The organism is Aquimarina sp. AD10, assembly GCF_003443715.1.
GTDB classification, from domain to species: Bacteria; Bacteroidota; Bacteroidia; order Flavobacteriales; family Flavobacteriaceae; genus Aquimarina; species Aquimarina aggregata.
On sequence record NZ_CP031965.1, the window covers coordinates 3,376,447 to 3,397,256 of the forward strand.

Annotated in this window: 17 protein-coding genes; 12 read left to right on the plus strand and 5 right to left on the minus strand. The window is 33.5% G+C overall.

The window, feature by feature from the left end; all coding sequences use genetic code 11:
- The first annotated feature begins 23 nt into the window (after positions 1-23).
- From serS to D1816_RS14140, 11 genes are all read left to right on the plus strand, one after another.
- Entirely contained in the window at positions 24-1,295 is a 1,272-nt protein-coding gene (gene serS / locus D1816_RS14090; RefSeq protein ID WP_066313449.1) for a serine--tRNA ligase, read from the plus strand.
- 92 nt (positions 1,296-1,387) lie between these two features.
- On the plus strand, positions 1,388-3,175 hold the full coding sequence (locus D1816_RS14095) for a tetratricopeptide repeat protein (RefSeq protein WP_118503637.1): 1,788 nt from the start codon (positions 1,388-1,390) through the stop codon (positions 3,173-3,175).
- A gap of 66 nt (positions 3,176-3,241) precedes the next feature.
- Positions 3,242-3,556, plus strand: coding sequence for a DUF4286 family protein (locus tag D1816_RS14100; protein ID WP_118503639.1), 315 nt, complete (start codon positions 3,242-3,244; stop codon positions 3,554-3,556).
- The gene (rsmA, locus tag D1816_RS14105) at positions 3,549-4,409 is read left to right on the plus strand and encodes a 16S rRNA (adenine(1518)-N(6)/adenine(1519)-N(6))-dimethyltransferase RsmA (RefSeq protein ID WP_118503641.1); all 861 of its coding nucleotides are present in this window, start codon (positions 3,549-3,551) and stop codon (positions 4,407-4,409) included. The genes D1816_RS14100 and rsmA overlap by 8 nt, the downstream gene beginning before the upstream one ends.
- Before the next feature lie 85 nt (positions 4,410-4,494).
- Positions 4,495-5,844, plus strand: coding sequence for a magnesium transporter (mgtE, locus tag D1816_RS14110; protein WP_118503643.1), 1,350 nt, complete (start codon positions 4,495-4,497; stop codon positions 5,842-5,844).
- A gap of 343 nt (positions 5,845-6,187) precedes the next feature.
- The gene (locus D1816_RS14115) at positions 6,188-8,182 is read left to right on the plus strand and encodes a thiol-activated cytolysin family protein (RefSeq protein WP_118503645.1); all 1,995 of its coding nucleotides are present in this window, start codon (positions 6,188-6,190) and stop codon (positions 8,180-8,182) included.
- Between the two features lie 213 nt (positions 8,183-8,395).
- Positions 8,396-8,977: an O-methyltransferase gene (locus D1816_RS14120; protein WP_118503647.1), complete on the plus strand. Its 582-nt coding sequence runs from the start codon at positions 8,396-8,398 to the stop codon at positions 8,975-8,977.
- Between the two features lie 97 nt (positions 8,978-9,074).
- The gene (locus D1816_RS14125) at positions 9,075-9,470 is read left to right on the plus strand and encodes a thioesterase family protein (RefSeq protein WP_118503649.1); all 396 of its coding nucleotides are present in this window, start codon (positions 9,075-9,077) and stop codon (positions 9,468-9,470) included.
- Positions 9,471-9,484: 14 nt separating this feature from the next.
- A complete protein-coding gene (locus D1816_RS14130) occupies positions 9,485-9,850 on the plus strand; it encodes a cupin domain-containing protein (protein ID WP_066313474.1) in 366 nt (121 codons plus the stop codon).
- A gap of 135 nt (positions 9,851-9,985) precedes the next feature.
- The gene (locus D1816_RS14135; protein ID WP_118503651.1) at positions 9,986-12,094 is read left to right on the plus strand and encodes a M48 family metallopeptidase; all 2,109 of its coding nucleotides are present in this window, start codon (positions 9,986-9,988) and stop codon (positions 12,092-12,094) included.
- A 113-nt stretch (positions 12,095-12,207) separates the two neighbouring features.
- Complete coding sequence (locus tag D1816_RS14140; RefSeq protein WP_118503653.1) at positions 12,208-13,293, plus strand: Gfo/Idh/MocA family protein; 1,086 nt, start codon at positions 12,208-12,210, stop codon at positions 13,291-13,293.
- A gap of 28 nt (positions 13,294-13,321) precedes the next feature.
- Here the strand turns inward: D1816_RS14140 and D1816_RS14145 are convergent, their stop codons facing one another.
- The 5 genes from D1816_RS14145 to D1816_RS14160 form a co-directional block, all read right to left on the minus strand.
- Complete coding sequence (locus tag D1816_RS14145) at positions 13,322-14,863, minus strand: alpha-L-fucosidase (protein ID WP_118503655.1); 1,542 nt, start codon at positions 14,861-14,863, stop codon at positions 13,322-13,324.
- A 151-nt stretch (positions 14,864-15,014) separates the two neighbouring features.
- Positions 15,015-15,179, minus strand: a complete 165-nt coding sequence (locus D1816_RS25665; RefSeq protein ID WP_158597813.1) for a hypothetical protein — start codon at positions 15,177-15,179, stop codon at positions 15,015-15,017.
- A gap of 194 nt (positions 15,180-15,373) precedes the next feature.
- Positions 15,374-18,016, minus strand: a complete 2,643-nt coding sequence (locus D1816_RS14150) for a T9SS type A sorting domain-containing protein (RefSeq protein ID WP_158597814.1) — start codon at positions 18,014-18,016, stop codon at positions 15,374-15,376.
- Positions 18,017-18,156: 140 nt separating this feature from the next.
- Positions 18,157-18,729 carry a hypothetical protein gene (locus D1816_RS14155; protein ID WP_118503659.1) on the minus strand — a complete coding sequence of 191 codons (573 nt, stop codon included), beginning with the start codon at positions 18,727-18,729 and terminating at the stop codon, positions 18,157-18,159.
- A 124-nt stretch (positions 18,730-18,853) separates the two neighbouring features.
- Positions 18,854-20,521, minus strand: coding sequence for a tetratricopeptide repeat protein (locus D1816_RS14160; RefSeq protein WP_118503661.1), 1,668 nt, complete (start codon positions 20,519-20,521; stop codon positions 18,854-18,856).
- Positions 20,522-20,647: 126 nt separating this feature from the next.
- Here D1816_RS14160 and D1816_RS25670 point away from each other — a divergent pair, with 126 nt between their 5' ends.
- Complete coding sequence (locus D1816_RS25670) at positions 20,648-20,800, plus strand: hypothetical protein (RefSeq protein WP_158597815.1); 153 nt, start codon at positions 20,648-20,650, stop codon at positions 20,798-20,800.
- The last annotated feature ends 10 nt before the right edge of the window (positions 20,801-20,810 follow it).

The following is a 20,810-nucleotide window of genomic DNA, read 5'->3' on the forward strand; positions in this document are numbered from 1 at the left end:
AACAATCGCCCAAAAAAGACATCATGTTAGTAGTATCACAAATCATAGCAAATAAAGAAGAGTATATCAAGGCCCTAGCCAAGCGTAATTTTGATGCTGTTTCGGTTTTAGACAAGGTCATTGCTTTAGACGAAGATCGTCGCGGGACACAAGCAAAGTTAGATAACATCCTCGCCGACTCTAATAAATTTTCTAAAGAGATAGGGATGCTTTTTAAAAACGGAGAGCAGCAAAAAGCTAATCTTTTAAAAGAAAAGACCGCTCAACTTAAAGAAAGTTCTAAAGAACTCTCTGTAACTCTAACTAATTTACAGAATGAACTTACAGATTTGTTATACACGATCCCAAATATTCCTCACGCATCAGTACCCAACGGATTAACTGATGAAGATAATGAAGAAGTGTATAAGGAAGGGGATATTCCTAAGCTTGATGATGGAGCTCTACCACACTGGGAGCTTGCCAAAAAATATGATATTATTGATTTTGAACTAGGTGTAAAAATTACAGGTGCAGGTTTTCCTGTTTTTAAAGGTAAAGGGGCAAGACTACAACGTGCCTTAATAAGTTATTTTCTTGACAAAAATACCGCAGCTGGATACAAAGAGTTTCAAGTACCGCATTTAGTCAATGAAGCTTCTGGCTATGGCACAGGTCAGTTACCTGATAAAGAAGGGCAAATGTATCATGTTACAGGTGATGACTTATACTTGATTCCTACTGCAGAAGTTCCTGTAACAAATATGTTTAGAGATGAACTTGTTACCGAAAATGAATTACCAATTTGTTGTACTGGATATACCCCATGTTTTAGAAGAGAAGCAGGATCTTATGGGGCTCATGTACGCGGATTAAATCGTTTGCATCAATTTGATAAGGTAGAGATTGTGCGTATCGAAAAACCAGAAAATTCATACAAAGCCTTAGATGGTATGGTTGATCATGTAAAGGAAATCCTTAGAGAATTAAAATTACCATATCGTATCTTACGTTTATGTGGTGGTGATACAGGGTTTACCTCTGCATTGACATATGATTTTGAAGTATTTTCTACCGCCCAAGATCGTTGGTTAGAGATCAGTTCTGTTTCTAATTTTGAATCCTATCAAGCAAATCGTCTAAAACTACGTTTTAAAGATACAAATGGTAAAAACCAATTAGTACATACTCTTAACGGAAGCTCTTTAGCACTCCCAAGAGTTTTAGCCGGTATATTAGAAAACTATCAAACTCCTAAAGGAATTAAAATCCCCGACGTACTCGTTCCGTATTGCGGATTTGAATGGATTGATTAGCATTTTTTTAAGATATAGTAACTAGTGCTTTATGGTTCACACACTACTAAAGACTACTAACTATTTCTTATATTTACAAAAAAACCTGCTAGATGCGTACTGTATTTTTGTATATCGCCCTATTTTTTACTTTTTCAATAGTTGCCCAATCAGAGCAATTGGCGAAAAACTATATGCAACAGGGACAATATGAAAAGGCCTTATCTATTTATCAAAAGCTTTATGATAAAAATCCTAATCGAATTAATTATTTATTAGGTTTAGTACAATCTCATCAACAACTAGAACAATTCGAAAAGGCAGAGAATATTCTTAAAAAGAGAATCGAACAAATCCCTAATAATGCTCAAATATTAGTAGAATTAGGGCACCATTATGATTTACAAGACAATTCTGAGCAAGCTACTATTTACTATAATAAAGCGATAACAACCTTCGAAAATCATACTATAAACAATGCGTATTCTCTAGCACAAACATTTGAAAAATATAGTCTTTTAGACCAAGCAGCACTTGTTTATGAAAAAGGAATGGAAGATAATCCTAGAGCCAATTTTAATGTACAATTGGCAAAAATCTATGGTGAACAAGGAAAACTAGAAAAAATGTTTGATAGTTATCTTTCATTATTACAATCACAACCAAATTATGTGAATGTAGTTCAACGAAATTTTAGTGATTATATCCTTGATGATCCTACTAACGAAGCCAATGTTATTTTTAAAAAACTACTTATCAAAAGGCTGCAACAGAATCCTGACATACTCTATAATGAAATGCTTAGTTGGTTATTTATACAACAAAAAGAATTTAAAAAAGCATTTGTTCATGAAAAGGCTATTTATAAACGAAATGATGAAGGGCCACAGGGTATTATTGATTTAGCTAGAATAGCTATTTCCGAAAAAGATATTAAGTCAGCTACCGAAATCTTGGATTATGTGCTTGAAACTCCTGCATCAAAAGACATGAAACTAACAGCACATAAAATTATTCTAAAGGCCAAAGTCGATAATGCAAGTAAAAAAGAATACAAAACTATTGTCGAACAATACAATACAGTTTTTAATGAATACGGAAAATCAAGTGCAACAATTGGTTTACAAATAGACTATGCACATTTTCTAGCATTCAATCAAGATAAAAAACAAGAAGCAATTCGGTTTTTAAAAGATTTAGTGAAACGTGAACGTTTATCAAGATTTCAATCTTCTAGAATTAAAATGGAAATTGCCGACATACTCGTACTAGATCAAAAATTTAATCAGGCATTAATCTACTATACTCAGGTACAAAATGCATTAAAAAACAATTTTCTGGCGCAAGATGCGCGATTTAAAGTTGCAAAAACCAGTTATTACAAAGGTGATTTTTCTTGGGCGCAGACCCAATTAGATGTTTTAAAATCATCTACTTCACAACTCATTGCTAATGATGCGATGGAACTAAGCTTAATTATTAGTGATAATTCGCAGGAAGATTCTACACACACCGCTCTTAAGATTTTTGCTAAAGCCGATTTACTCGCCTTTCAAAATAAAAATGAAGAGGCTATAGCGATGTATGAAAAAATCTTAACAGAGCATAGAGGTGAAAAAATAGAAGATGAAGCATTTTTAAGACAAGCAAAATTGTTAGAAACAGAAAAGCAGTATGAACGAGCAAAAGTGAACTATCTCAAAATTATAGAATTTTATGCTGATGATATTCTAGCAGATGATGCCTATTATTGGCTTGCAGAATTGTACTCTAATCAATTAAACACTCCAGAAAAGGCTAAAGAACTGTATGAAAAAATCATCTTTAATCATGCAGATAGTATTTATTTTGTAGCTGCCAGAAAAAAATACAGAACATTAAGAGGAGACGCTATTAATTAGTATTTAGTTGGTGAATGGTAAAGGTTAGTTTATTTTTGCCAGATTATAAATCGTACATCAACTACTATGTATATCTACAATGTTACCATAAATATAGAAGAAACTATTCATGACGAGTGGCTTGCTTGGATGAAAGGTAATCATATTCCTAACATGCTCGCTACTGGTAAGTTTAGCAAAGCTTTAATGAGTAAAGTTTTGGTAGAAGAAGAAATGGGTGGAATTACATATTCTGTGCAATACACTACTCAAAATAAAGAAACGCTACAAAAATACTATACAGAAGATGCAGATCGACTCAGAGCCGAAAGTAATCGTTTTGCTGGCAAATTTGTAGCTTTTAGAACAGAATTAGAAATTGTGAGTGAACAAAATGGCTAAGCATAAGAAACATAAAAAATATAATCCTAATTATACCAAAAACTCAGAAAAAACTGCTGTTACGGCCAAAAAACATCTTGGTCAGCATTTTTTGAATGACGAAGCTATCGCCAAAAAAATTGGAGATACCCTTACCCTTAATGGCTATCAAAATGTAATTGAGATAGGACCTGGTATGGGAGTCCTTACAAAATACATAGTGCAAAAAGATCTAAATCTTATTGCCATGGATTTAGATAGTGAATCCATAGCGTATTTAAACACTAGTTTTCAATTAGAACATAATGAGGTTTTAAGAAACACTTCTTTTAAAGTTTTAGAAGCTGATTTCTTAAAATTTGATCTAGACTCGTTGTTTCCCAATGAGCAATTTGCTATTACTGGAAACTTCCCTTATAATATTTCTACTCAAATTGTTTTTAAAACCATAGAACATAGAGATCGTATTCCTGAATTTACAGGGATGTTTCAAAAAGAAGTAGCACAACGCATTTGCGAAAAAGAAGGAAGTAAAGCTTATGGCATTCTCTCAGTGCTTGCACAAGCGTTTTATGATGCAGAATACTTATTTAGCGTACCTCCCGATGTTTTTAACCCTCCGCCAAAAGTAGATAGTGGTGTTTTAAGGTTAATTCGAAAAAAAGATTATTCGTTACCTTGTAATGAAAAACTATTTTTCAGGGTAGTCAAAACCGCTTTTGGACAACGCCGAAAAACATTAAGAAATAGTTTAAAAGTTTTTCAACTCTCTGATGAGATTAAAGCTTCAGAAATTATGGCCAAAAGACCTGAGCAACTTTCTGTTCAACAGTTTTTAGAATTGACTTCGATTTTAGAAAAATCTCAAGAGTAATATCTTTAACATCGGCATAAAGTTCAATTAAATTCTTTGGTTATCTTTGTCAGCGTTTGCAAAAGGGATCACTAAATAGTAGTATATGCAATTTCAAGTAACAGATGAGCTTATCAAAGAGGTCAAAGATCTAATAGAAATAGAGGATGAGACTCAATTAAACACTGTGCTACATGAAATACATTTTGCCGATGTTGCCGAAATTATTAGTGAACTTAATCTATCCCAAGCGACATATCTGATTAAATTATTAGACAGCGAAAAAACTTCTGAAGCTCTTATGGAACTTGAAGAGGATTTTCGTGAACGAATTCTTGAAAATCTTTCTGTAAAAGAAATTGCAGAAGAACTCGAGGAAATGGATACTGATGATGCTGCCGATGTCGTTGCCGAACTTCCTGAGGAACGTGCAGAAAAGGTTATTGCCGAAATTGAAGATGAGAGGCGTGCAGAAGATATTAAAGAGTTACTTTCTTATGCCGAAGATACCGCTGGGGGACTTATGGCCAAGGAACTAGTAAAAGTAAAAGAAACCTGGACCGTAGCTGGTTGCGTTCGTGAAATGCGAAGACAAGCAGAAAAGGTAACTCGAGTTCACTCTATATATGTAGTTGATAAAGAAGGTAAATTAAAAGGAAGACTATCTCTAAAAGATTTACTAACAGCATCTGCAAAGACCCATATCAGTGAAGTTTATATTCCTAAGGTTGATTCTGTAACTGTAGATACTGAAGGAGAAGAAGTAGCTAGAGTAATGCAAAAATATGATCTTGAGGCTATTCCTGTAGTAGACCATGATGAAGTATTAGTTGGACGTGTTACTATAGACGATATGGTAGATTTTATTAAAGATGAAGCCGAAAAAGATTATCAATTAGCAGCGGGTATTTCTCAAGATGTAGAAGCCGATGATAGTGTTTGGGAACTCACCAGAGCAAGATTACCGTGGCTCATATTGGGCCTTTTTGGAGGGTTAGGTAGTGTATTTATTATGGAAAATTTTGAAGTTGCACTTACCAAATACAGAGAACTCTTCTTTTTTACTCCCCTAATCGCCGCAATGGCAGGTAATGTTGGCGTACAATCTTCTGCTATTATCGTTCAAGGATTAGCTAATGATAATGTAAAAGGTAGCTTATTTAGCAGATTAGTTAAAGAAATTGGACTTAGTTTAATTAGTGGTGTTACTTTAGGTATTCTTGTTATTCTCTTTGGTTTTTTTGATGGTATGGATCTTTTATTCAGTTTTACCATAGCTATTTCAATGCTATGCGTTATTATAGTAGCTGCATTGGTTGGGACTTTTGTTCCTATTATTCTTGATAAAAGAGGTATTGACCCTGCAATCGCTACAGGCCCTTTTATAACCACAAGTAATGATATCTTTGGTATCTTTTTATTCTTTTATATCGCTAAACTCATTCTTGGGTTTTAAAGCGAGCTAAACCGTACTTTATAATATAGTTTTACAAACCTTTTTTCAAAGTTTGTAAAAGCTGCCATTGCCATCTCTGCTCTAAAAAAAGAATGAACATCGTAATTGATTGGGATTAACAATATTCATAAAACAATCGATGTAGATAGCATAATTTTGAGAAAAACAGGAAACTATCCTTTCTCAAATGGTTCATTTTAAACAGCAATTTGTATTAGTACAACTGCAAATATTCCTTTTAAATGCTTTTTTTTCGTCCTCAACTTATTTCTTTTTTTAAATAAATGGTGTGATCGTAAGATTGTACAATCAAATCATTTATTTAAAAAAATTAAAAATTATTATGAAAAAGCTATCAAAACTATTTAGCTCCTTAAGTATACTAGTATTTTTATTGTCCACTTTCGGTTGCAGTAGTGATGAATCATCAGATCCATCAAACCCCGATCCCAATGAAAACTCTTTAACCTACGACGAAGTATTTTCAATCGGAAATGAAATTCCCTCTTTTAATGAAGAAAGAATAGAGAGTATTCTATCGCAAGAAAAAACCACTATAGACGAAGATAATGGGGATGGAACCACCTCAAGGTTCGTTTGTAATACCGAAACTGTGGATCTAAAAGATGGTACCGGAAGGTTTAACTTATTTGAAACAAATGCAGAAGTAGTGTTCCCTGGAAATCTATTACAAGGAAAAACACTAGCAGAACCTACACCTTCTCCAATTGTTGTCGAACGTGCAGGAGGAACTATTTCTATGAATATCAATAACGGAAATCTTCAGTCTGCCGTAACGGTGGATCAAGTAAAACGAAGTACCATACAAGAAGCTATTAATCAAATAATAAATACCTCTGGAGAAGAGGCTCCAGCAAATTTCACTGTGGATATTGAACAGGTCGAGTCTGAGGAACATTTGGCAGTAGAGCTAGGAATCAATATAAGAGCTTTCCGAGCAAATGTTTCAAGCAGTTTTGAATTTAGTTCAGAAAAAGAGTTCAATCGCACTTTGGTAAAACTAGATCAAAGTATGTACACCATTAGTTTTGATTTACCTACTGATATTGGACAAATTTTTGACGAAAGTGTTACTCCTGAAGATTTAGAAGTATTTGTACAGCCCGATAATCCAGCAACATTTGTTTCTTCTGTAACTTTTGGACGTATTTTTTATATGTTAATAGAATCAACTTCTTCTCGTCAAGAAATGAACTCAAGTATTAATGCAAGTTTTTCAGGTCTGGCTGTTCAAGGGTCTGCAGGTTTAGATATTAACTCTGTTTCATCTTTACAAGACCTAAAAATAAAAGTTATTGCATACGGAGGACCTGCTAGCACATCTTTTGAACTAATTGGAGAAACAAATATTCAAGACATCGCTGATGCATTAGGACAAAGTTCGGACTTACGTTTTGCATTACCTATTTCTTATGTAGTACGTAGCGTAGAGCGCCCTGATCAGATTGTAGGTGCCGATTTAACGACTCAATTTGATAGAACAACTTGCGAAGAAAAAGGTCAGTTACCATTAATAGCCTACCGAAATTTAGTTGATATTTTTGGAGCCGATGATAGTATAGGAGCTGCTTTTAATATACAAGGAACAACAATAGGGGTTTATAATAGTGTAGGTAATAAATATGCCATCTACGATGCGGGAATTGGCCAGGTATTAGGCACATTTGATCATAATGATCCTAATGGACCATTAGGAGTGAGTGACTTAGATAATGTTGGAGCTGGTTTAAAATTTACAGAAAAATCTAAAGGTTTTAACGACACTTCTATTATTCTTATTGATAACGGCGGAAGGGTATCGCAGACTTTTGATTTAAATGATAACTTTAATATTTCAGATCCAAATCCAATTGGCACTTACGACCCAATCAGTTCAATTGCAAATATTCTGGGGATCGACTTGCGCAGTGGGCAACCAACGCGCTATGATCTTAGTTCTGAAAGTATTTCTGCTGCAGCTGGCCTACCTTTCTCAATGGCCAGTAATAACAGAATGACTTCTATCGTTTTTTCTGGAGAGTCGCCAAGGTTTGTGCAAAATTTATTTTCATCAAGTACTAGACGTAGCAATGTTGCAGCGCAGAATTTAACAGAACTAAATACCTCAAGTGATCCAGACGGTACGGTATTCAACAAAATAAATGCTGCGGCTATTTTACGTTTTCCAGGAGGAATAGAACAACTTCTTTTAATTAATGAACAAGGTGACCTTATGATGTATTTAGATAATATGGATGGACGACCTAACGGTGTATATAGAGAAATAAGAGATGGTCGTTTTACGGCAAACTATTCTGGAATTAGAGTGCTACAATAGTGATCACAAAATATAATTTTATATAAAACTAAGGCTTCATAGAAACTTTTCTGTTGAAGCCTTTTTTAATTTCAAAACAAATTGAACAGATAGATTGTACTTGGTTTTAAACCTTAGATCTAAAAAGCATGAACATCGTAATTGATACATACAACTGATTTTCTAAAAAAACGATATACATAGTTTTGTGTTTCAACCCAACACAAAAACTCTATGAACGACTCAAATATTACAGATTTTCCAAAGGTATATTCAGCATTAGAAAAACTAGCTAAAGAAATACATTTTTCAATGCCATCGGATCCCTATATCGGAACACTTTTAAAAACATTAATAACTTCTAAGCCCAATGCTAATATATTAGAATTAGGAACTGGTATAGGTCTATCATTATCGTGGATGATTACCGGAATGGATGATTCATCAAAACTGACCACATTAGATAATGATCCAAAACTCATCAAAAGCATTCAAGAATACTTTAAAAACGAAGAACGAGTAACAATAATTAACACAGATGGAGCGACATGGATCAAAAACTATACTGGTCAAAAATTCGACCTCATCTTTGCAGATACATGGCCTGGAAAGTTTTATGAATTAGAAGAAACATTGGCATTAGTAAAACCGAATGGGTTTTATGTGATTGATGATATGATAACACAATCTAATTGGCCTGTAGGACACCAACAAAAAGTAGATCAATTAATTAAAACTTTAGAAAACAGGAAAGATTTTAATCTAACCAAAATGAATTGGGCTTCTGGGATTATTATTGCTACAAAAAAAACATAACCCCCTACTTTTAAAGTAACATAAACATATCTGCATCTTAATCACAGATTATCCTTTTCTATAGTTATTTTTGACATACACATAAAACCACACTCAAATGCAACCCGAAATTTTTGAATATCAATTTACAGTACCAAAATCTGCTATAGATGAAATGCATCATGTTAATAATGTCGTCTATCTTCAATGGGTACAGGATATCGCTAAAAAACATTGGGAATCTAAAACCAGTGAAGAAATTAGAGAAACCTATGTGTGGGTGGTTCTTAATCACCTTATAAAATATCATCATGCAGCTTTTGAGGATGACGTACTAACTATACAAACCTGGATAGACCATCACAGGGGAGTAAAAAGTGAACGTCATACCAAAATTATAAACAGTACCACAAATAAACTTATCGTTTCGGCAAAAACGAGCTGGTGCCTGCTGCTTAAAGAAACGTTAAGACCAGCACGTATCACAGACGAAATAAGTACCTTGTTTGGGTAAAAAAGTATTGTTTTATGGAAGCGATTAGTATTAAAGAAAAATTATCTCAATTTGATAAGCAATGGCATCCCCATCGCATTGCTACTGTTGATGACAACCAAATTTATCTGGCAAAATTATCTGGTGACTTTATCTGGCATAAACATGACGATGAAGACGAACTATTTCAAGTAATAAAAGGCACACTTCATATGAAATTTAGAGATAAAACAGTTCTTGTTAATCCTGGCGAATTAATTGTAGTTCCTAAAGGGGTAGAGCATTGTCCTTCTACTGTTGATAATGAAGAAGTACATGTGCTTCTTTTTGAGAAGCAAACCACAAAACATACTGGCGAGGTCGAAAGTGAAAGAACAGTCGCTCGGTATATAGATATTTAAAAATCCTTTTTCAAAATATCAATATCAAATTCTTCCTGATACAGATTTCTGTAATTTAAAATAGGGATACTCTCTTATATTCGTATATTTTATATTTCGTATATTTTTATTATGTATTCTTAATCAATTAGTTTCATGGAAGAATTCTATCCAATAAGTCCAGAGCTTGACCGCAAGGATTTCACCAAAATTAATGCCAGTTACAAAAACAATGTACTTATCGTATTACTTGGTATTGTTCTATTTTTTTTAATTTATTCTGCAGCCGTTGCTGGTTCTATGTATTTGCTTTATCTCGCCATAACCTATGATATTGGCGATATTAACAAGCTTACTATTTTTCTTAAAATAGGAACTATTGGTATGAGTGCAATGTTTGTATTATTTATGGTTAAATTCTTATTTAAGAAACAACGTTTGGATGACAACCCTCTAAACATTGAAATCAAAGAAGATGAACATCCTAAATTATTTCAATTTATCCAAAAGTTAAGCAGTGAAACAAATGCTCCTTTCCCCAAAAAAATATATGTCAATCACGAAATCAATGCAGCGGTTTTTTATAATAGTACTATTCTAAGTTTATTTGTTCCGACCAAAAAAAACCTATTAATCGGACTTGGGTTAGTTAATGGACTTAATCTTACCGAGTTTAAAGCCGTTCTGGCACACGAATTTGGTCATTTCTCACAAAGCAGTATGCGCCTGGGCAGTTATGTATATATGACCAATCGTATTATTTATGATATGGTTAACGAGCGAGATAGTTGGGATCACACCTTAGAATCCATGAAAAATTCTGATATTAGGATTGCAATTTTTGCTTGGTTATTAATGCCAGCAGTTTGGACCACTCGTCAATTAATGATCCTAATCTATAAAGGCATAAATATTTTACAATCCTCATTGTCCAGACAAATGGAATATCATGCCGATCTGGTAGCTGTAAGCGTTACCGGAAGTGATGCTATCGTAAATGGACTATACAAGTTAGACGCCACCTCACAAGCCTTTAATTTTGCATCAGAACATATTTATTCTGCCATTCAAGATAAAAAATACACTACGGATTTATTATATCATCATACCAGAGCATACGAATACCTTAAAGAAACTCAAAAAGAGTTTAAAGAGAAGCTATTAGAAAACTGTAATCATCAAAGGGTATTTTTAGAAGATGATGATGCAAATATTCCTAATATGTATGCCTCTCATCCTTCTGGATATAAAAGAGAAGATAATGCCAAGAAAAAATATATTAAAGGAGTCGAAGATGCTAGATCACCATGGATATTATTTGGTGATAAAGATGCACTTTGTGAGAAGGTAACAAAGAATTTAATTACTTTAAATTTTAACTTACCTAAAGACGCAAAGTTTACCAGGGCTTCTGAAGTAGAAGAATTTATAAAATCCGAAATTGAAGAAACACAATTTGATTCAAAGTATTTAGGCAATTATGATAACCGTTTCATGACAGAATTCTCTCTAGACAGCATAGAGTCAATGCTTTCTACTTATGCTATTGATTCATCAAATAGTATCGACAAATTGAAGGATTTATATAGCCATCAACTAACAGAAAAAATGGCAAAAGAAAAAGTTGTAGACGAAGAACTTCAACTCCTTGCCAAAGTGCTTAACAAACAATCTAAAGAGAAGCAATTTAACTTTAGAGGAAATAAATATTCAAATAAAGAGGCCGAAAAAGTATATAAAGATCTTATCGAAGAATTAAACCAAGACAAATGGTTTGAAGATTTTGATAAAAAAGTTTTTGCTTCGACCTATGCAATAGCAACTCCAGAAAAGAAAGAAGAATTACTACTTCGTTATCGCTTTCAATTTGAATTTCAAAAATACCACAAAGCCTTTATTGATATTCAAAATGAATTTCATCTAAAAATCAACGAAATCAATACTATTGGTAATTTAAGTGAAAGTGAAGTTTCTAATTTTGCAAGAAAGTTTAATATGTTATATAATCAAACTACTGAAGCTTTAAAAGAAGTTGATGTGCTTAGGTTACCCCCTATGAATAATACTAAACATATTTCCTCGTTAAGGGATCATCTCTTAGATGAAGATGTAGAATTTATTTCAAGTGCTACGTTAGATGGCCCCAAATTAAATTCTTTTCTCATGCAATTAGAAAATATAATTGCTAAATCTAAACGATTGTATTTTAAAAGTCTTGGTAATATTTTAAAATTACAAGAAACTATAAGACAAAATGCGGTATAATTTAATACCAATAATTTTTAAAAACCTTACTATTTGATTTAACAAATCTACAACAACAAGAATAAAAATTTAGCCTTACCTTATGTTGCTGAGTAGATTAAAATCTTCAGGACATGAAGCAAAATAGAAGAGAATTTGTTAAAAATACCGGACTTTTATTAGGTAGCAGCTTGTTTCCTTATGGGTTGTTTGCAGCTCCTAATGCTAAAAAATTAAATGTATGCCTAGTAGGTTTAGGTAATTATAGCTCTGTTATTTTAGCCCCTGCCTTACAAATGACGAAACATTGTCAACTTACGGGAATCGTTACAGGTACTCCTTCGAAAATTCCTAAATGGCAAAAAAAATATAATATTCCAGATAAAAATGTTTACAATTATGATACAATGCATCAAATTGCAAACAATCCAGATATTGATGTTATTTATATTGTAGTACCAACAGGTTTACATGCTAAATATGCTATTGAAGCAGCCAATACCGGAAAGCATGTTTGGTGTGAAAAACCAATGGCAAAAACAGAAGCTGAATGTAAATCTATCATAGATGCTTGCACCAAAAACAAAGTGAAACTTTCTATAGGGTATCGTATGCAACACGAACCTAATACACAAACAGTAATAAAATGGGCAAACTCAAAACCTTACGGAAAAATCAAAAGCCTTAGAGCTGAATTGGGTTATAATGTTGGTAAACCAGCTAAAACATGGCGATTAGATAGTGATCTTGGTGGTGGTGCTATGTATGACTTGGGTGTGTATCCATTAAACGCTGCCAGATATACCACCGGAGAAGAGCCAATATCAGTCATAGCACAGCAAATGACAACGCGTCCCGAGATATTTACAGAAACTGATGAAACAACTCACTTTACTCTAGAATTTCCTTCGGGGGTTATCGCACATTGCAAAACAAGTTTAGGTAAATCTATGCATGAATTATATGTAAACTGTGAAAATGGATGGTATACTTTAGCTCCGTTTTCTATGTATACAGGAGTAAAAGGAAAAGCCAGTGACGGTAAACTTCTTAATCAATATATCGAAAGTCAACAGGCTAAACAAATGGATGATGATGCTTTGGCAATTATCAATAATACACCGGTTATCGTACCAGGAGAAGATGGTATTAAGGATATTAGAATTGTAGAAGCCATTTATAAATCTGCCAAAAGTGGCACTAAGGTTAATCTATTATAATATCGCCTAACCAATCTAAATATCTTGTTTATTCTAATTCAATTTTAAATACCGTACTTAATTCATCCATTGGTGCTTTAGGGATTGTAATTTCAAATTGTCTATAATCATCAGAATGGAATTCTACAGGAATATTGGTCCCTAGTAACGTTATCTTTTTTACATCAGAATTGGGGTAATACCTATGTGGAGAAAGCATATGATAGTTTATTTTTTTGCCGGCTTGTGGCTTACCCAATAACATCATATACACTGTTTTTCCATCTTTAGACTGGGTTAGCCTTACATCATCTGATGTATAGGCTACTGTAGCAGATTGTCCGCCAAACTCACCGGCTTCGGCAGTAGCAGTTCCAAATCCGAAGATACTGTAGGGTCTGGTATTATAAATAGCTTCTCCGTATTTTGAGAACCAATCTCCTAATTCTTCTAATACTTTTCGCTGTTCTAGCGGAATGGTACCATCTGCTTTTGGAGAAATATTTAAAAGCACAACTCCGTTCTTACTAACAACATCTATCATATTTCGAAGTACTAAATCAGCAGTCTTATAGGTTTGTCCAGACACATAACACCATGAATTATTACTTAGCGTAATATCAGTCATCCATGGCAACTCTCCTAATTCGCGCCTTCCTCCCTGTTCTATATCCTTTACTCCTATTTCTTTTGGCAAATCAGATTGTTTATAGGCAATAACGACTTCTTGATCATTAGTTTTGGCATTATTAAAATAATAGCTGCACATCTCTTTTACCTTTTGTTGATCTATACTATTAAACCAGGTATCAAACCAAATGATATCTGGCTGATATTGATCTACTACTTCTACTATTTGATCATACCAGTATTGCTCAAATTCTTTAGGTGATATTAGACCATACAACTTTCCTAGTTCAGGGTCTTTTGTACCCGTATGATATTTTGGATTATAAAAATAATGGCTATCAAAAGCATCTAACCGGTTAGGGTTAGTAATATTACGTTGCAAGTTACGCGCATGATGAAAGGTAGTAATGAGTTTCATTTCTTTTTTCCTCAAGGCTTTTGCAAGCTCACCAGTGATATCCTTTTTAGGACCTTTATTTTTGGCATTCCAAGGATTAACTTTACTGTCCCACATCGCAAAACCATCGTGATGTTGTGCTACTGGGCCTGCAAATTTGGCTCCTGATTTTTTAAATAAGTCTGCCCATTGGTCAGCATCAAAATTCTCTGCCGTAAACTTGGGAATAAAATGGTGATATCCAAATACTGATTGGTCTCCATAAGTTTTTTTATGATGTTCAAATTCTTTTGTTCCCGGCTTATACATTTTATTAGGATACCATTCATTACCAAATGCAGGAACAGAATACACTCCCCAATGAAAATAAATACCAAATTTAGCATCTTGAAACCACTCGGGGGCTGCATTATGCTTTTTTAAAGATTGCCAATCTGCAGTATAGCGTTCTGCAATTTTTGGTTTAGAGTCTTCATTAGTAATTATTTCTTTAGGATTTGATTGTTTGCAACTTAGCAATAGTATGGATAGAAATAGCGAGGTTAAAAGAAGTCGAATTTTCATAAGAGATTGATTACATAATTTTTAATAAAAAATTACTGATTGCTTCCTCTAAAATAAAAAGACCTCTATCAAAATAGTACTACTTATGGTTTTCAAATTATTACAAAATTTAAAAAAAGAACTTACAATTTCAACATTTACCTATGACAATTTAATTTGTTCTAAAATTTCCAAGTTGACCTATCGAAGCATTTTTATGAGTATAGTTTGCATTACTAAAATCCTGATCGTATTGAAATTCTGCTAAATTTAATAACAAAGCAATACTATCTGTTTTTGTATAAGCTGATTGAAATTCTTGTTGTGATCTTGCCAAAGTATTCTCTTCTCTCTGTGTTATTAAGTGTAAAGAAAATAAAAAAATGAGAAGGTATATTCATTTTCATAACTTCAAAATCACCTAATTCAATAATAAGTTAAACCACCCAACAAAATGAGTGGTTTTGATGTATAAATAAATCTACTATGCCTCTTCAACCATAAAATAGGTTGTAAATGATGATTATAGCATTATTTAATCACCATTTTCTTAGTATCAATTTTTGTTCTTCCAACATATAGTGTATAGAAATATGTCCCTGTAGCCAATCCGTCACTATTTATATTTAGTTCACCATTGCCACTTTGTTTGATCGAAATTGTAGATATGAGCTGTCCATTTGAATTACTAAATACTACAGAAGCATTATTGATTCCATCTGGCAAATAATATTTTATAGAAGATGTGCTATTAAACGGATTGGGAATATTTTGATATAAAATCGCAGTATTCCCTTTTGCTGTTGGGTTATCTATATTTGCAACACTTTCTTCTAATGTATTCAAACGGTTGATTAATTCATCAATAAGAGTTTGCTGTTCGTTATTTTCTGCTTCCAGATTGGAAATTTCGTTTTGAGCATCAGTAAAATTTGATGCTAAATCTGATATAACCGGAGCCAAATCAACTGATACTGAACTTCCATTTTCTATGGCAATCGTAAGATTAGTCCCACTTAAACTAGCTGATGTTAAATCCTGAGTATCGGTATTTACATAAGCCGAAAGATCCACACTGTTTCCATTCGAGACGCTTAGCATATTAGATGACAGGACCAAGGTTTGATTATCTGTTCCTGTACCATCTTGTAGCACAGAGATATCAATACTATTTCCTCCGGTAATACTTAAGTTTCCGTTAGTAAGACTTAACGTTTGTCCATCGGTATTATCAAGGTATCCAGATAAATCTACTGTTGTACCATCATTGGTTAAACTTAAGGTATTACTAGACAATTCTAAGTCTTGTGCATCAGTGTTATCAAGGTATCCTGCAAGATCCACTGTAGCTGATCCACCAGAAATACTCAATGTATTCGTAGCTAAAGAAAGTTCCTGGCTATCGGTATTATCTAAATACCTAGATAAATCAACCGTTGTGCCATCATTAGTCAAACTTAAGGTGTTACTAGAAAGTTCTAAATCTTGAGCATCTGTATTATCAAGATATCCCGAAAGATTTACCGTTTTGGTAGCTTCAGCATCATCTAGCAAGGATAGTTCTAAATCATCACCATTTAATTGAAATACATCTACGGTTTGATCATCAGTATCTGTATCTATGGTAGAATTTACCCATTGCGTTCCGTCCCATAAAAATAATGCCGATAGATCGGTATCATAAACCATCATCCCAGCTTCAGTAGTTGCCAAAGGATTACCGTTTGCTGCGGAAGTTTCCATTGCTATACGTTGTACTGTGGTGATTCTATTAACCAAGAATCCCTTATCAGTATCGGCCAGTTCTAAAGATGCATTTTGATTTGGTGTTGCTGTCGCAATACCGACACTTAATCTGTCTGTAGTAGTAACCCCTCCCAAAACCATACTGTTATTGGTAGTGGTGGTAGCTCCTGCTCCTATAGCCACAGCATAATCTGCTTCTACGCTGGCATTAGCACCTAGTATTACATTATTGGTTCGATCTGTACTTCCGGTAATTTTTGCTTCATATCCGATAACGATGCTATTATTACTACCATCGTTTCCCTCTACAAAACCAGCATTATATCCCATGACTATATTATTAGCTCCCTCTTCATTATATGCTCCGGCTCTCCATCCCACAAAAGTATTGTTACTTGCATTGGTAGTACTATTACTCACATTATTACGAACTCCTGCCTGAAAACCTATAAATGTATTATAATCTCCAAACTCATTTCTTGCGCCTGCATTACCTCCTATAAATGTATTTTCTGAACCTGTACCATTATCTGTACCTGCTCCTGCTCCAAAAAAAGAATTATTAACCCCTGTGGTGTTACCATCTCCTGCTGATCCTCGAAAATCAAGAACTCCATTGTTATCCACAGATTCACTCAGCAAGCCTCCTACAAAGGTATTACTGCGACCTTCCGTATTAAATACTCCGGTAGCATCACCTACAAAAACATTATAATTACCTGTAGTGTTTCTATATCCTGAATGATACCCTAGAAACACATTTCGAGCACCTGTAGTTGTACTATATCCCGCTCCATCTCCTAAAAAGACCACTCTTTCAGCATTTTGTATCTTATTCCCGGCTTCTGTTCCTATGATTACCGAATTTTTAAAATTAGGATCTCCTAATGAGATTCCGTCATTATATCCTCCTGCTTCTTTACCAATTACTATGTTATCGTATCCCGTACTGGTATAATATCCGGATCTATAACCTAAATATAAATTATCACTACCACTTATATTATTATATCCAGATTCTGAGCCTAGATATAAATTATTCCTACCTCTAGTATTACTATATCCAGATTCTGAGCCTAGATATAAATTTCTACTACCACTAGTATTGCTATATCCAGATTTGGAGCCTATAAACACATTATCATCCCCAGTTAAATTACTAAGCCCAGAATCATACCCAACAAAAACATTATCCGTTGCAAATGCAGTTATGGATCTACCAGACTGATATCCCAATAATGTGTTTTGAGAAGAAGTTGTTAAAGCCTTACCAGCTTCATCGCCAACAATAGTATTATAATTTCCCGTGGTTATTCCGGGAGCAGCATTATCACCAAGAACTTCATTACCTGTTTGCGCATTTAGTTTGATTGTTGTTATGAATACTAATACAATAGTGCTCAAAACGAAGAGTAACTGTTTTCTCATATTTCGGGGTTTATTAGGTATGATTGCAATAATACTATAAACTACTGGTTTTAAAGAGATTTTGGAGGTGTCAAAAGGTGTCATTTGATCGTTAACGCACAAAACACAGGTACGTATATCCTCAAGAGTATGCATTGACACTATACTAATTGCTGAATAAAGCTTTCAAGTTCTATATCTTGTGAAATATTCATTTTTTTACGGATACGACGGCGCATGGATTTAACCGAATCTGAAGAGACATTACGGATGATCATGATCTCTTTGATAGAAAGATTAAGCCGCAGTAAAGCACAAACTTCACGCTCACCTTTGGTCAAATCCGGAAACAATTCCTGAAGCTTTTGGTCAAAACTTATATTGTTATAATCTATCTTCTCTTGTAATCCTGCTAATTTATTTTCAGTATCGATCTGCAAGCGTAATTGAGCAATCAAAGAGTTAAGAGATTGCTTTAATTCTGTTTCATCTGTAGCTACTAGAACTTCATTTTTTAGCTTTGCTAACCATTCTTCTTTAAACGTCAAACGCATACTGTTATCTGCCATAAGATTCCTGACTTCATCTTCTTTTACTTTGAGTTGTGTAGCAAATAGTTTATTCTCATTTTCTAACTCTTGTATTTTTGAACGATTCTGTAAGAAATTCCAAATAAAATAACCATTAATGATTAATAAAATACATACAAGAACATATGACAGTGTTATTTTCAAAAACAATATGATAAAAGAGATAATGAACAACGGTAAAACTACATTTTTAGGTTTACGCAATATTACCTACAACTTATACAAACACCAAGGAAATGGTGGTGTCAAAAGGTGTCACTATACTTTTTTAAGTTAAATCTTGAATAAATTTCTCCAATTCAACCTCTGAAGAAACATTCATTTTTTTTCGGATACGTCGACGCATCGATTTTACAGAATCAGAGGACACATTACGGATCGTCATAATTTCTTTTATTGATAAACTAAGACGTAGCAATGCACATACTTCTCGTTCTCCTTTGGTGAGTTCTGGATACAATTTCTGAAGTTTGGTATCAAAATTTTGGTTTACATGATCAATCTTATCCTGCAACCCAGATAATTTACTTTCTGTTTCGATTTGCAACTTTAATTTTGTAGTTAAAGAGTTTAGAGATTTTTTTACCTTTTCGGACTCTGCTCCTATTACTTCAGTTTTTATTTTTTCAAGTAGTTCTTCTTTAAATGCTAAACGCATACTATTATCTGCAATCAAACGCTTAATATCCTCTTCTTTACCTTTAATTTCCTGATCCAATATCTTTTTTTCATTCTCATAGGTAGCTTTGGTAAGTTTTGAACGTTGTTGATAATTACGGCGTATTAAATACCCAATAATAGCTGCCCCTACAATTGTAATTAGTAATAAGGCAAGGTATAATTTCTTTTTTGAAGCTTCTGTTTGTGCTATAAGTTTTACTTCTCGTTTCTCTTGTGCAAATTGAAGACTATCAGCTTGTTTTTCTTTTTGAAATTCATAATTTAACTCTAGGGCCTGAATCTTTTTCTCGTTTTCCAAATTAAAAATAGAATCTGAATATCTATTAAATTTTCGATAATCTTCATAAGCGTTTTTAAAATCTCCCATTTTGTTATGGATAAAGCTTTTTCTGCGATACGCTACAGATATGCGTTCTCTAAAATTTTCTGCTAACCCAATTTGCAGAGAAGAATCTGCATGTTGTAACGATTTGTACCATTCTTTTTTTCTCTTAAAAACTGAAGAAATATTATAATGTGTTACACACATCGACAGTTGTTTTCCTAAACGTTTACAACGTTTTAAGTTTTCATACTGTATCGCTAACGCTTTATCATATTGATCAAGTTTTTGGTATAATACTCCCATATTATTATTGACTCTGTATACATTGTTCACATCCTTACTATTCTCAAATATCCTTTTGGCCATTTGATAACAAATTAATGCAGAATCTATTTGTTGATTTTGCCTATATGAGACCCCTAACATATTATATGCAGCACCCAAACCAGCAGAATCCTTTACTATTTCTTTTAAGGGAATAGCTCGCTTAAAATGCTCAATGGCTTTTCTGTGTACTCTCTGATAACGATATACCATGGCCATATTATGAAACACATCTCCAATACCAGACGTATCCTTTAATTGCTCATAATATTTCATAGCTTTTAGGTGATAGGCAATAGCATCCGGATAATTTGCTTTGCGCCTATTTACAACACCCATCTGTACATAAATCGCCGCTTTTTGATGAAGTAGTTTTTTTGACTCTTTGTTTGCAATCAACAATAAAGCTTCTTTAAAGTTTTGTTCTGCCCTATCAAAATTATGATCCAATTGATAAACCCCCAAAGAAAACAATGCGTTAATCTTGGTTGTATCTTCTACAGCATTTCCTATCGTGGTTTTGAGACGAACAAAAGTAGTGTCTGTCTCTTGACTCAGAGTACTTATTGAAAGAAAAAATATAAGAAAGGGAACATAATACTTCATCACTAACAAACTTACTAATAAAGTTAGAGATAAATATCATCATGATGATGAAGCTACTTTGTTATATAAGTATGCTATTTGTTTATTATTTCACTAAGTTTAGGATAACTTTAAAGCACATATGATATGAAGACAATACAGGGATTTGATTTTTTTAAAACCAACATCAATACCATATTTGGAGGAAATAAAAACACAATCACTCCTATCCCAAAATTAAATCTTTTAACAGAACAAAATACAGATGATGCCGGAGGTGATGATGATGATGAATATTAGTTTCAAAATT